The sequence below is a fragment of the Microbacterium tumbae genome (genome assembly GCF_054780175.1).
Genome location: NZ_BAAGWV010000001.1, coordinates 92,370 through 105,028, shown reverse-complemented (window position 1 = coordinate 105,028; position 12,659 = coordinate 92,370). Strand labels below are relative to the sequence as shown.

Genomic DNA, 12,659 nt, shown 5'->3' with positions numbered 1-12,659 from the left:
CGGATGTCACTCATCCGAGCCGCGGATTCCCGAGGTCGACGCGATCACGTCCCGCATCTTCTTCTCCAGCGCCTCGAAGAACATGGACAGCGGGAACTCGTCGTCCAGCACGGCATCCGTGTATCCCTTGGGCGCTCCGCCCAGCACCTCGTCCGGCAGGCCGCGTGCCCAGGCGGACGCGGGGTTCGGCGTCAGCACGGAGCTCACGAGCGAGTACGCGGCCAGCCAGTGAGCCGTCTTCGGGCGGTCGATCGAGTGCCAGTAGAGGTCGTCGATCGCCGCGCCGAGCGCGATCACCGCTTCGGGCACGCTCTCCCAGTCGAAGGCGAGCGCGGTGTCGGTCCAGTGCAGGACGCCGCGCTGGTGCAGCCAGGCGAACAGCAGCTGTCCGCCGAGGCCGTCGTAGTTGCGCACCCGTGAGCCGGTGATCGCGAAGCGGAAGATCCGGTCGAAGATCACGGCGAACTGCACGAGCCCGGCGTGCTCGAGCATCTCCTGCTCGGAATCCGAGAGCTTCTCGCTCTCGGCCCTGGCCGAGAGTCGCCTCTCGATCGACACGCTCTCGCGGAACGCGGTGAGGTCGCAGCGCAGCTCCTCCAGGGAGTAGAGGAAGAACGGCATCCGCTGCTTGATCATGAACGGGTCGAAGGGCAGGTCGCCGCGCATGTGCGTGCGGTCGTGGATGATGTCCCACATCACGAAGGTCTTCTCGGCGAGGTCCTGGTCGTCCAGCATCCGCGCCGCGGCCTCCGGCAGCTCCAGCTTGGTGATGCGGGACGCCGCGCGGACGACGCGGCGGTAGCGCGCCGCCTCGCGATCCTGGAAGATCGCGCCCCAGGTGAACGGCGGGATCTCGCGCATGGCGACGGTCTCGGGGAACAGCACCGCAGAGTTCGTGTCGTAACCGGGTGTGAAGTCGATCAGTCGCAAGGAGACGAACAGCTTGTTGGAGTAGTCCCCGGCTTCGAGCTCGGCGACGAACTCCGGCCAGATCGCCTGCACGATGAGCGCCTCGACGAGGCGCTCGGACGAGCCGTTCTGGGTGTACATCGGGAAGACGACGAGGTGCCGGATGCCATCGATCCGATGCTCCTGGGGCTGGAACGCCACGAGCGAGTCGAGGAAGTCGGGCACGCCGAAGCCCTCGTCCGCCCAGCGCTCGAAGTCGGCGACGGATGCGGCGAGGTAGGCGGCGTCGTGCGGGAAGGCGGGGGCGAGCGCGCGGATGCCGGCGACGATCGCCGCGACGTGCCCGTGCGCAGCGTCGTGAGGGGAGGCCTCGGGGACGGAACCGTCCTTCGCCTGCAGCTCGCGCAGCGCGATGGCGGCGCTCTTCAGCATCCGCCATGCGGCAGAGGTCTCTGCGGATGCGGCGTCCTCGACGACCTCGGGTTCGCCGATGATGGCCGGGCTGGCGGGAGTGGTGAGGGACATCAGGACCTCCGATCGAGACATTGATGGAAAATTTCCGGTGATTTGTGATTCCTACCGGTATTATTCCACCCATGGATGATCGTGTCGACCGCGCGCTGCTCATCGAGATCTCCCGCGACGCCCGGGCGACTCTCGCCCAGCTCTCCGAGGCCGTCGGGCTCTCGACATCGGCGGTGCAGTCGCGGCTGAAGCGTCTCGAGTCGCGCGGGGTGATCAGCGGATATCGGGCGCTGATCGACGCCGAGCGGGTCGGGAAGCCGTTGTCGGCGTTCATCGAGATCACCCCGCTCGACCCCGCGCAGCCCGACAACGCGCCGGAGCTCCTCGAGCACTTGGACGCGATCGAGGCCTGCCACTCCATCGCGGGAGACGCGAGCTACATCCTCTTCGTCCGGGTCGCATCGCCCAGGGCTCTGGAGGGCCTCATCCGGGACATCCGGCTGGCGGCGAACGTGAGCACGCGCAGCACCGTCGTGCTGCAGACCTTCTACGAGCACCGTCCCGTCATTCCGGCGGAGTGACGCCCTGGCGGCGCCTTCCGCATCCGCCGGGATCCGTCCCGAAGGTCGATCATCGACTCCGCCACTATGATTCCCCCGTGGCATCGAAGAAGAAGAGCTCCCCGAAGAAGCGACCGCGCACGAGCGGGAATCCGGCCAGGCGACCGATCGTCGAAGCGCCGCCGATCACCGTCGGCGACTGGATCGGCGCGGCGCGACTGCGGACGCTCCCGCTCGCCGTGGCGCCGGTCGTCATCGGCACGGGAGCCGCGCAGCTCGGAGGCGCCCCGTTCCACTGGGCGATCGCTCTGGCCTGCCTGGCCGTCTCCGTCCTGCTGCAGATCGGCGTGAACTTCGCGAACGACTACTCGGACGGCATCCGGGGGACGGACGCGCACCGGGTCGGGCCCGCCCGGCTGACGGCGTCGGGCAGGGTGAAGCCGCGCGCGGTGCTGACCGTCGCCCTCGTGTTCTTCGCCCTCGCCGCGATCGCGGGTCTCACGATCGTCATCCGCACGCAGCAGTGGTGGATGCTGATCGTCGGCGCCGTCTGCATCGTCGCGGCCTGGTTCTACACGGGCGGCAGGCGGCCGTACGGATACTTCGGGCTCGGCGAGGTCTTCGTCTTCGTCTTCTTCGGGCTGGTCGCGACGCTCGGCACCACCTGGGTGCAGGCGCTGCAGCTGCCGCAGGAGGCGTGGTGGGGAGCCGTCGCGGCCGGCCTGTTCGCGTGCGCCGTGCTGCTCGCGAACAACCTCCGCGACATCGACCAGGACCGCGTCGCGGGCAAGCGCACGCTCACGGTGCTGATCGGGCGCAGGGCGACCAGGGTGCTGTACACGCTGTTCCTCCTCGTGCCGTTCGTGCTGTCCAGCCTCATCGCGCTGCTGTATCCGATCGCATGGCTCGCCCTCATGGCGCTGCTGGCCGGACTCCCGGCTCTCGCAATCGTCTGGAGCTACCGCAAGGCGAGCGAACTGGTGGTCGCACTCGGGCTCACCTCGCTGACGGCTCTCGCCTATGCGGGGGCGCTGTACTGGGCGTTCGTGGGCTGAGCCGCCTCCGGCGGCCATCCCTCGGCGAGGAAGGTCTCAGTCCTCGGTCGCGGCGTCCTCCGCGGCGGCGTCCTCGGCCTCCGTGCCGTACGCGCGGCCCTCGGCGCGAGCGGTGCGACGTTCGTGGATCGCGCCGGAGGCGTCCGTGAGGGGACCGCGCAGGAAAAGGAACGAGATGCTCGCCCCGATGAGCGCGGCGAAGATCGCGGTCAGCCACCAGTACTCGCGGAGGATCGGGAAGAACAGCCACATGATCGCGAGCGGGATGACGAACGCGAGCAGCCGCAGCACGGAGTACACGAACAGGGGCGGCGGCTTCTTCACCCCTCCAGCTTAGGCTCGACGGTCTGATCGTGCGCCGAGGAGCGGGTCGTGGGCCGCGTCATCGCGCGTCATCCGCCGACTCATAGGGTTATCCCAGGCCCGTGCTCTGGCGGCGAAGATCACGGAGAGGTAACGTCGTGTGCGTTGCACGACATCGCGGCGATCCGGGCGGTCCCGGGCTCCGGCTCATATCCGAGAGCGTTGCGGGTTCGACTCCCGCCGTCGCGTCCACTTCCGTCCGGATGCTCCTGCGGAGCCTCGTCTACCAGGGCTCGTTGCCGCGAGGCACGAGGTCGAGGACCCGGCCGAGCTTCGTCGGGAAGCAGGCGTCGAACAGCTCGTCGACCTGCGGATCCGAGCCGTAGTCGTCGACGAGGCGGATGCCGATCATCGTGCTGAGGAGCATGCCCTCGGCCATGAACTCCCGCGCCTTCTCGGGCGCCATGCCCGCTTCGTCCCGGATGAAGCTCCAGACCTTCGTGAAGCCCCTTCGTGCGGCCGGGCCGATGACGGGGTGGCCTCCGAGCAGATAGCTGTGCGAGAGGGTCTGGTGCAGGCCGCGCACGTCGAGCAGGTCGATGTACGCCTCGCCGATGCGCGCACCCGCCGAGCGTCCGCTTCCGTCGTCGACGAGGGCAGCGCGGAAAGCGGCCAGCATGCGGTCGAGGGCGTCCTGCATGACGGCGAGGAAGAGGTTCTCCTTCGAGCCGAAGAGGCGCACGACGTACGGCTGGCTGACGCCTGCGGCGCGAGCGATCTCGTCGGTGGTGGTTCCGACGTAGCCGCGGGCGCCGAACACCGCGATCGCGGCGAGCAGGATCTGTTCGCGCCGCTCGTCCGAGGACAGGCGGCGGGCGGGCTGGCTGGCCGCGGTGCCGACGTCCGCGCCGTGCCTCTGGCCGGTGGGGAAGTCCATGCTTGACATGTTATCAGTCGATTACTACAGTTGCTCGGGTCTTAGTAATCATGCGATTACAACCGATCAGATCCGATTGCAGCCCCTCAGAAGGATGTCGTCATGACCCTCACCTCCTCGCCGACCAGACGCCCGTTCGGCCTGGTCATCGCCGCGGCGGCCGTGCCGATGTTCATGGCCACGCTCGACAACCTCGTCATGACCAACGCCCTGCCGGTGCTGCACGCCCAGCTCGGCGCCAGCGTCGAGGAGCTGCAATGGTTCGTGAACGCGTACACGCTGGCGTTCGCGAGCACGATCCTCATCGCCTCCGCGCTGGGGGACCGATTCGGCAGACGCACGGTGTTCCTCGGCGGCATCGCGCTGTTCGCCGTCGGCTCCATCGCGGCGGCGCTCAGCGCAGATCCCACGCAGCTCATCGTCGCTCGTGCGATCCAGGGCTTCGGGGGCGCCGGGGTGCTGCCGCTCTCCCTCGCCCTGCTCTCCGGGGGAGTAGCGCCCGAACGCCGCGCCCTGGCGATCGGCATCTGGGGCGGCGTCTCCGGCCTCGGCGTCGCCGTCGGCCCGCTCGTCGGCGGCGCCGTGATCGAGGGCTGGAACTGGCAGGCGATCTTCTGGATCAACATCCCGGTCGCGATCATCGCGATCCCCCTCGCGCTGTTCGCGCTCCGCAATGACTTCGGCGCGAGAGCGCGCATCGATGTGGTGGGAGCCGTGCTCGCCGCGACCGGCGTCCTCGCGCTCGTGCACGGCATCGTCCGTGGCAACGACGACGGATGGTCGTCCCTCGGCGTCATCGTCGAGCTGGCCCTCGGCGCCGCGCTGCTCCTGGCATTCCTGCTGTGGCAGCGTCGTGCGGCCGCGCCGCTCGTGCCGTTGCGGCTGTTCTCCGACCGCTCCTTCTCCGCGACGAACATCGTCGGCTTCGCGTTCAGCTTCGGCACGTTCGGAGCGGTGTTCATCCTGATCCAGTATCTCCAGGTGGTCCAGGGGGCCTCGCCCCTGGAGGCTGCCGTGCAGACGACGCCGTGGACGCTGGCGCCGATGTTCGTCGCACCCCTCGCGGGGATCATCGCGCCTCGTGTCGGCACCCGGATCCTCATGGTCACCGGACTCGTCCTGCAGGGCGGCGCGCTGCTCTGGCTCGCGCTGATCATGGCGGAGACGACCGCGTACGTCCTGCTCGTCGCGCCGTTCATCATGGCCGGCGTGGGCATGGGTCTGGTGTTCGCGCCGTCGGCGACGGCCCTGCTCGCCACGCTCGGCGTCGTCGACCACGCGAAGGCCTCGGGGGTCAACTCGACGGTGCGCGAGATCGGGATCGCGCTCGGAACCGCCGTCATGACCGCGATCTTCGTCAGCGCCGGGGGCGAGCTGCGCCCCGACATGTACGTGGATGCCGCGCGGCCGGCGGTTCTCGTGGGGGCGGTGGTGCTGTTCGCCGCCGCGATCGCGGGTCTGCGGCTCCCGGCCGGTCGCTCCACGACTCGGGCCGAGGGGGAGACCGCCGAGGCGTCGGACCTCGTTCCCGCCTGACCGACGGCGCTGGTCCCGCCGCGAACGTCCGCGCGGGGTTCCCGAGGAGGATCGGCCTCGGCGCGGCATCCGCGCGGAAACATCTGGCCTCGGTCCTGCATCGCGCTCTACGGTGTAACTGACCATGAACGACCACTCCGAGAGCGTCCGCTCCCAGCCCGCCCCGCTCACCGTGATCCAGCACTCCCCGGATCCCGAGGCCGTCGCCGAGCGCGCCCAGCGCCGGCCATCTCTCGCCGACCGCATCCGGGATCTCGGCGAGGCCCGTGCCGGAGCGCTGCTCCTCCTGCTCGCCACGCTCGCCGCCGTGGTCTGGGCGAACATCTCCGCAGGGTCCTATCACGAGTTCTGGGAGACCCACATCACGATCGGCGTCGCCGATCTCAGCCTGGACTTCACCCTGCACGCGCTGGTCAACGACGCGCTCATGGCGATCTTCTTCTTCACCGTCGGCCTCGAGGTCCGCCGCGAATTCGCGATCGGCGAGCTGACGAGCCCCAAGCGCGCGATGGTGCCCGTCGTCGCCGCCGTCCTCGGGCTCGTGCTCCCCGCGGCGCTGTTCCTCCTCATCGCGCAGGGGACGGGGCAGGAGCACGCCTGGGGCGTCGTCATCTCCACGGACACCGCCTTCCTCGTCGGCGCCCTCGCGCTCATCGGCCCCCGTGGCGCCGGACGCCTCCGCGTCTTCCTGCTCGCGCTCGCCGTCGTCGACGACATCGGCGCGCTCAGCATCATCGCGATCTTCTACACGACCGGTTTCGATCCCCTGCCGCTGATCATCGCGGCCGTCGGACTCGCCGCCATCTTCTTCACCCGCTACGTCCGTCGCGGACGCGGACCCATCTACGCGACGCTGTCGATCATCGTCTGGCTGGCGTTCCTTGCGTCCGGCGTCCATCCCACCCTCGCGGGCGTCGCGATCGCGCTCCTCGTGCCGGTGTACCGCCCCAACCGCCGCGACGTCGAGCAGGCGCTCGAGCTGGCCCGCACCTTCCGCCAGTCGCCGAACAGCGAGTACGCCCGCCAGGCGGCGAACAGCCTGCGGGAGTCCATCTCGATCAACGAGCGCCTCACCTCGGCGTACGCCCCCTATGTCGCCTACGTGATCCTCCCGCTCTTCGCGCTCGCGAACGCCGGCGTCGAGCTCAGCGGCGACATCCTCCTCGCCGCGGTGCGGTCGCCGCTGACCTGGGCGGTGATCGTCGGTCTCGTCGTGGGCAAGTTCCTGGGCGTCTTCGGCTCCACGGCGGTGATGCGGATGCTGCGCATGGGGCAGTTCGGCCCTGGACTCACCCAGGATCGGATCGCCGGCGGCGCCGCCCTCACAGGAATCGGCTTCACGATCGCCCTGTTCATCGTCGACCTCGCCGTCACCGACCCCGATGCGCAGAACGAGGCGCGCGTGGGCGTGCTCGCCGCATCCGTCATCGCGTTCGTGCTCGCGACGATCCTGTTCCGCATCTCCGACCGGCGCCGACCCGACGATGACGGCGGCCGCACGCTCGCGCGTCCCGTCGATCCCGAGCGAGACCACATCTACGGTCCCGCGGACGCGCCCCTGACGCTCGTGGAGTACGGCGACTTCCAGTGCGAGTTCTGCTCGAAGGCCTCCGGCTCCACGCGGCAGGTGATCGACCGGCTCGGCGACCGCGTGCGGTACGTGTGGCGCCACGCGCCCCTCGAGCACTATCACCCCAACGCCGTCGCGGGGGCCGAGGCCGCGGAGGCGGCGGCGCTCCAGGGCAAGTTCTCCGAGTACATGCGCAGCCTCTTCGCCGATCAGGACCATCAGCTCCCCTCGGACATCATCCGCCGTGCCGAGGAGCTCGGCCTGGACGTCGACCGGTTCGAGGAGGATCTCACCTCGCCCGAGGTCACGGGCCGGGTGCGCGATGACATGCTGGACGCCGAGGCGATGGGCATCACCTCGGTGCCCACCTTCTACGTCAACGGCCGCCGTCACGTCGGCCCTTACGACTCGCGATCTCTGGTGCGCGCGCTGGAGGAGCCGCAGGACGGCTGAGACTCCGGGCCCGTGCGCAGGCAACGCGCCTAGACTGGATCCGTGCCTCGACTGTTGTTCATCGGCGGGATCATCGCCGTCGCGTTCTGGGTGTTCAGCATCGTCGACTGCGCGGTGCAGCCGGCGACGCGGCACCGAGGGGTGCCCAAGAGCGTCTGGGTCCTGATCGTGGTGCTGCTCCCCGTGATCGGCGGGATCCTCTGGTTCACGATCGGCCGTTTCCGCGCAGGCGGACGAGGCGCGGCCCGCGCGGTCGCACCGGACGACGACCCGGCATTTCTGCGCAGCATCGGCAAGACCGAGCAGGATGCCCGCATCCGCCGGCTCGAGGAGGAGCTCGCGCGGCTCGACGACGAGACCGACGGCTCGGCCGATCCCCGCTCGTGACGACCTCTCCGGCGACGGATGCCGCGGCGTCTCTCCTCGCGTCCCTGATCGCCCACGGCGTCCGCGATGTCGTCCTCTCACCGGGCTCCCGTTCGCAGGCCCTCGCTCTCGCCGCGACGCACTTCGCAGCGCAGGGATCGCTGCGCGTCCACGTCCGCATCGACGAGCGCGTCGCCGGCTTCACCGCCCTCGGGATCGGGCGTGAGCTCGGCGCGCCGGCCGCGGTGGTGTGCACCTCGGGGACGGCGGCGGCGAACCTGCTGCCCGCCGCCATGGAGGCCTTCCACGCCGGCGTCCCGCTGCTGTTGCTCACCGCCGATCGTCCACCCGAGCTGCGCGGCGTCGGCGCGAATCAGGCGACGACCCAGCCGGGGCTCTTCGAGCCGTGGGCGCGGCTCTCCCTCGACGCCCCCACGCCGTCCGCGGCCGACGACGTCGACTGGGCAGCGCTGGGGGCGCAGGCCGTCGCGGTCGCCGTCGGGGCGGATGCCGGGACGTCCTCGTCTGCAGGCGTCGCGGGGCCGGTGCACCTCAACCTCCCGTACCGGGAGCCGCTGTCCGCCGCGCTTCCCGACGACGTCGTGGCGGAGCGGGGAGCGGTGCCGGTCGTCGCGCCGGAGGCGCCGCTGGTCCTCGCCCGTGGTCCGCGCACGATCGTGATCGCGGGGGCGGACGCCGGAGCCGCCGCGGAGGAGATCGCGCACGCCGGATCCTGGCCGCTCATCGCAGAGGTCGTCAGCGGCGCCCGCTTCGGGCGGAATCTCGTGCACGCCTATCGTGAGCTGCTGCGCGACGACGCCCTGGGCGGACGCATCGAACGGGCCGTCGTGCTCGGGCACCCCACGCTCAGCCGAGAGGTCCCGGCCCTGCTGGCGCGCGACGGCGTGGACGTCATCGCCGTGCGCCGGGGCGGGGAGCTGCTGGACCTCAACGGGCGGACGCGGTCAGCGGCATCCGTCGCGGTCGCCGACGGGGAGGCCGACCGTGCCTGGCTCGGCGCCTGGATGCGGGCCTCGGCCGCGGCATCCGTCGACCTGAGCGCCGCGGCACCGGATGCGGAGGGACTGAGCTCCACGGATGCCGGTGCCCGCCGTGAGGCGGTGCGCGCCGAGCTGGACGCCGTGCGCCGTCCGCTCGACCGGGCCCTGCTCGCGGATGCCGTGTGGCGCGCCACCTGGCCGCACGACCGGCTGGTGTTCGGGTCGTCGCGGCTCGTGCGCGTCGCGGATGCCGTGCTCGGCGGCAAGAAGGTCCCGGTCCACGCGAACCGCGGCCTGGCCGGCATCGACGGGACGATCGCGACGGCCACGGGCATCGCCCTCGCCAGCCAGGCCGTCGGGGCGCCCGGCGTGACGAGGCTGCTGCTCGGCGACCTCACGCTGCTGCACGATGTCGGAGCGCTGCTGCTTCCTCCGGACGAGGACGAGCCCCGCCTGCAGGTGATCGTCGGCAACGACGGCGGCGGGACCATCTTCGATTCGCTCGAGGTCGCCTCGGAGGCTCCGGCTGCGGATCTCGACCGTGCCTTCTACACGCCGCACACCGTCCGGCTCGAGCACCTCGCGCTCGCCTACGGCTGGGAGTATCAGCGGGTGACGACCCGATCGGCGCTCGATCAGGCGCTGACCACCCCGGTCGGCGGGCGCCAGATCATCGAGGTCCCGCTGGTGCGCTGAGGACGCGTCCGCCTCTCTCCGCCCCGTCCTCGTCCGTCGCCGCTGTCCCCGTTCGTTGAGAGGATCTCCGTCTCCGTTCGTCGAGCGGGTTCCCGTCCCGTTCGTTGAGCGGGTTCCTGTCCCGTTTGTCGAGTGGATTCTTGTTCCCGTTCGTCGAGCGGGTCCCTGTCCCCGTTCGTTGAGCGGGTTCCTGTCCCGTTTGTTGAGCGGGTTCCTGTTCCCGTTCGTCGAGTGGATTCTTGTTCCCGTTCGTCGAGCGGTCCCCGTCCCGTTCGTTGAGCGAGCGGAGCGAGTCGAAACGCCCCTCTCCCCGGCATCCGGCATCATGGGGCGCATGGGCAAGCGAGGCTGGACAGACGAGGCATCCGAGACTCTGCGCGTGCGGGAGGGGTTCCGTCTCGACGACGTCGACCCCGAGAGCACTCCGGGATACGAGGGCGACAAGGCGCAGGGCGAGACCGACCTCGCCGCGGGGCTCGAGGCGCTGGGCGACCTGCAGGAGCGGCTGTTCGCCGCCAGCCGCACCGGAGCCGCGCGGGACTCCGTGCTCCTGGTGCTGCAGGCGATGGACTCGGCGGGCAAGGGCGGGATCGTCCGTCACGTCGTCGGCGGGGTCGACCCGCAGGGGATCGCGCTGACGGCGTTCAAGGCGCCGACCGACGAGGAGCGCGCCCACGACTTCCTGTGGCGCATCGCCCGGCGGCTGCCGGAACCGGGCCTGATCGGAGTCTTCGACCGCTCGCACTATGAGGATGTGCTGATCGGAAGAGTGCGCTCGCTCGCCGAGCCCGCGGAGATCGAGCGGCGCTACGCGGCGATCGAAGAGTTCGAGGCCGGCATCGTCGCGGGAGGGACCAGGATCGTCAAGGTCATGCTGCACATCTCGCCCGAGGAGCAGAAGGAGCGGCTCATGGAGCGGCTCGACCGTCCGGACAAGCACTGGAAGTACAACCCCGGCGACGTCGACGAGCGGATGCTGTGGCCGGCGTACATGGACGCCTACCAGGCCGTGCTCGATCGGACGTCGACCGATGCCGCGCCCTGGCACGTCGTGCCGGCGAACCGCAAGTGGTACGCGCGCCTGGCCGTGCAGGAGCTGCTCCTGCACGCGCTCGAGCGGATCGATCCGCAGTGGCCGGCGGCGGACTTCGACGTGGCGGCCGAGAAGAAGCGCCTCGCGGCGACCTGACCCCGGCTCCGCTGTCCTCCGTTTCTCCCGTTCGTTGAGCGAGCCGCAGGCGAGTCGAAACGGGCCGTCGTCCCCAGCCCGTTTCGACTCGGTCGCCTTCGGCGTCCTCGCTCAACGAACGGTTGGAGGTTAGACCCGGCGTCCTCGCTCAACGAACGGGTGGGGTTCGATTCGCCAGTCTCGCTCAACGAACGGGTGGAGGCCGGATCCGGCATCCTCGCTTGAGGCCTACGCCAGCGCGTCCACCAGAGGCCGGAACTTCACCCTGGTCTCCAGAAGCTCGGTCTCGGGGTCGGAGCCCTCGACGATCCCCGCGCCGGCGTACGCCGTGACGGGAATCGTGTCGCTGTACTCCGCATGTCGGCGGGCCGGGCCGAGCCCGAACTGCGCGCAGCGCAGGGCGATGGCCCACTCGCCGTTGCCCGCCGCGTCCACCCATCCGACCGGACCGGCGTAGCGTCCCCGGTCGAAGGGCTCGAGCTCACGGATCGCGGCGATCGCAGCATCCGTCGGGGTGCCGGCGACCGCTGCGGTCGGATGCAGGGCCCCGAGGAGATCCAGCGCGGACTCCCCGTCGCTCAGCTCGCCCTCCACATCGGTGGCGAGATGGAACAGGTTCGGCAGCTTCAGCAGGAACGGCTGCTCGCTCGCCGCGAGCGCCCGCGTATAGGGGCGCAGCGAGGAGAGCACGCTCTGCACCGCGTACTGGTGCTCGTCGAGGTCCTTCGTGCTGGAGGCGAGGGATGCCGAGGCGACGGTGTCCGCGTCCGGATCGGCGCCGCGTCCGATCGTCCCCGCGAGCACGCGGGCCGTGACGGTCCCGCCCTGCACCGTGACGAGGGTTTCCGGACTCGCGCCGATCAGGCCGTCCACGGCGAAGGTCCAGGTGTCCGGATACCCGGCGGACAGCGCCCGGACCAGACGACGCAGATCGGATCCGGCCGGCACCGACCCAGCCAGATCGCGCGCGAGGACCACTTTGCTGAGCTTCCCGGCCCTGATGCGACCGACGGCAGTGGCGACCGAGGCCTGGTAGCCCTCCGGAGACTGTGCACCGGGGCCGACGGTGCCCGCCCAGTGCGGTCCGTAGTCGTGTTCCCGGAGCGGATCCTGGACCCGGGGGTCGCCCTCACGACGGATACGGGTCAGCCAGCTGCGGCCCTGGTGGCGGCCGACGAGGTCCGCCGGGATCCGCAGGATGCTGTCGGCCGCCGAGTCCTCGTCGAAGGTCAGGGCCCCGAGGGCGACGAGGCCGGTGCCGGGAAGGTCGAGCGGGTCGTCGATCTCGGCGTCCGCCGTCAGCGCGCGCCAGGCGTTCGCGATCCCTGCCGACCGTGGGTGACCGGTGCCGGCGGGGACGCGGATCTCGGCGACGGCGTCGGAGCCGACGGCGACGATCCCGTCGCCACGGCGGAGCCATGCGAGGGGGGAGGCGGGGTCGGCGTAGGCCAGGGGATCCTCGATCGGGTCGATCTCACGGGTCTGCACGACCAGCCTGCTGCTCACCCTCCCAGGATAGTTGCGCGGGGCGGCGGGTCGGTTTCGTTCCCGCTCGTCGAGCGGGGTCGGGGGTGGCTTCCCTTCCTGTTGGTTGGGTGGGGGCTGGGGTGGCTTTCCCC

At 70.5% G+C, this 12,659-nt stretch carries 11 protein-coding genes and 1 tRNA gene; 8 read left to right on the top strand and 4 right to left on the bottom strand.

Features of this window, described 5'->3' with window-relative positions:
* Positions 1 to 6: 6 nt before the first annotated feature.
* Positions 7 to 1,434 (bottom strand): DUF6421 family protein, encoded by a 1,428-nt coding sequence (locus tag ACYVGQ_RS00535; RefSeq protein ID WP_460782528.1) that lies wholly within the window; start codon positions 1,432 to 1,434, stop codon positions 7 to 9.
* A gap of 71 nt (positions 1,435 to 1,505) precedes the next feature.
* On the opposite strand from ACYVGQ_RS00535, the gene ACYVGQ_RS00530 reads away from it, so the two are divergent.
* Both ACYVGQ_RS00530 and ACYVGQ_RS00525 read left to right on the top strand, forming a co-directional pair.
* A complete protein-coding gene (locus tag ACYVGQ_RS00530; RefSeq protein WP_460782527.1) occupies positions 1,506 to 1,955 on the top strand; it encodes an Lrp/AsnC family transcriptional regulator in 450 nt (149 codons plus the stop codon).
* 77 nt (positions 1,956 to 2,032) lie between these two features.
* The gene (locus ACYVGQ_RS00525) at positions 2,033 to 2,989 is read left to right on the top strand and encodes a 1,4-dihydroxy-2-naphthoate polyprenyltransferase (RefSeq protein ID WP_460782526.1); all 957 of its coding nucleotides are present in this window, start codon (positions 2,033 to 2,035) and stop codon (positions 2,987 to 2,989) included.
* 36 nt (positions 2,990 to 3,025) lie between these two features.
* Here the strand turns inward: ACYVGQ_RS00525 and ACYVGQ_RS00520 are convergent, their stop codons facing one another.
* The gene (locus tag ACYVGQ_RS00520) at positions 3,026 to 3,313 is read right to left on the bottom strand and encodes a DUF4229 domain-containing protein (RefSeq protein WP_460782525.1); all 288 of its coding nucleotides are present in this window, start codon (positions 3,311 to 3,313) and stop codon (positions 3,026 to 3,028) included.
* Between the two features lie 155 nt (positions 3,314 to 3,468).
* Between ACYVGQ_RS00520 and ACYVGQ_RS00515 the strand changes: the two genes are divergently transcribed.
* Positions 3,469 to 3,544: transfer RNA gene (locus ACYVGQ_RS00515), tRNA-Met, on the top strand.
* A 31-nt stretch (positions 3,545 to 3,575) separates the two neighbouring features.
* Here the strand turns inward: ACYVGQ_RS00515 and ACYVGQ_RS00510 are convergent.
* Entirely contained in the window at positions 3,576 to 4,238 is a 663-nt protein-coding gene (locus tag ACYVGQ_RS00510) for a TetR/AcrR family transcriptional regulator (protein WP_460782524.1), read from the bottom strand.
* A 93-nt stretch (positions 4,239 to 4,331) separates the two neighbouring features.
* Here ACYVGQ_RS00510 and ACYVGQ_RS00505 point away from each other — a divergent pair, with 93 nt between their 5' ends.
* The 5 genes from ACYVGQ_RS00505 to ACYVGQ_RS00485 all read left to right on the top strand — a co-directional run bounded on the left by ACYVGQ_RS00505 (position 4,332) and on the right by ACYVGQ_RS00485 (position 11,040).
* On the top strand, positions 4,332 to 5,765 hold the full coding sequence (locus tag ACYVGQ_RS00505) for an MFS transporter (protein ID WP_460782523.1): 1,434 nt from the start codon (positions 4,332 to 4,334) through the stop codon (positions 5,763 to 5,765).
* 124 nt (positions 5,766 to 5,889) lie between these two features.
* Positions 5,890 to 7,788 (top strand): Na+/H+ antiporter NhaA, encoded by a 1,899-nt coding sequence (nhaA, locus tag ACYVGQ_RS00500; protein WP_460782522.1) that lies wholly within the window; start codon positions 5,890 to 5,892, stop codon positions 7,786 to 7,788.
* Between the two features lie 42 nt (positions 7,789 to 7,830).
* Positions 7,831 to 8,175: a PLD nuclease N-terminal domain-containing protein gene (locus tag ACYVGQ_RS00495; protein WP_460782521.1), complete on the top strand. Its 345-nt coding sequence runs from the start codon at positions 7,831 to 7,833 to the stop codon at positions 8,173 to 8,175.
* Positions 8,172 to 9,851: a 2-succinyl-5-enolpyruvyl-6-hydroxy-3-cyclohexene-1-carboxylic-acid synthase gene (gene menD, locus ACYVGQ_RS00490; protein ID WP_460782520.1), complete on the top strand. Its 1,680-nt coding sequence runs from the start codon at positions 8,172 to 8,174 to the stop codon at positions 9,849 to 9,851. Before ACYVGQ_RS00495 ends, menD begins: the two co-directional genes overlap by 4 nt.
* A 325-nt stretch (positions 9,852 to 10,176) precedes the next feature.
* Positions 10,177 to 11,040 (top strand): PPK2 family polyphosphate kinase, encoded by an 864-nt coding sequence (locus ACYVGQ_RS00485; protein WP_460782519.1) that lies wholly within the window; start codon positions 10,177 to 10,179, stop codon positions 11,038 to 11,040.
* A gap of 228 nt (positions 11,041 to 11,268) precedes the next feature.
* Here ACYVGQ_RS00485 and ACYVGQ_RS00480 read toward each other — a convergent pair whose 3' ends face one another.
* On the bottom strand, positions 11,269 to 12,546 hold the full coding sequence (locus ACYVGQ_RS00480) for an isochorismate synthase (protein WP_460782518.1): 1,278 nt from the start codon (positions 12,544 to 12,546) through the stop codon (positions 11,269 to 11,271).
* Positions 12,547 to 12,659: the final 113 nt, after the last annotated feature.

What these genes read in the sequence shown, in the direction of transcription:
- ACYVGQ_RS00505 (WP_460782523.1), top strand. Translation starts at nt 4,332, where the DNA reads ATGACCCTCACCTCCTCGCCGACCAGACGCCCGTTCGGCCTGGTCATC.
- ACYVGQ_RS00530 (WP_460782527.1), top strand. Translation starts at nt 1,506, where the DNA reads ATGGATGATCGTGTCGACCGCGCGCTGCTCATCGAGATCTCCCGCGAC.
- ACYVGQ_RS00510 (WP_460782524.1), bottom strand. Translation starts at nt 4,238, where the DNA reads ATGTCAAGCATGGACTTCCCCACCGGCCAGAGGCACGGCGCGGACGTC.
- ACYVGQ_RS00485 (WP_460782519.1), top strand. Translation starts at nt 10,177, where the DNA reads ATGGGGCGCATGGGCAAGCGAGGCTGGACAGACGAGGCATCCGAGACT.
- nhaA (WP_460782522.1), top strand. Translation starts at nt 5,890, where the DNA reads ATGAACGACCACTCCGAGAGCGTCCGCTCCCAGCCCGCCCCGCTCACC.
- ACYVGQ_RS00535 (WP_460782528.1), bottom strand. Translation starts at nt 1,434, where the DNA reads ATGTCCCTCACCACTCCCGCCAGCCCGGCCATCATCGGCGAACCCGAG.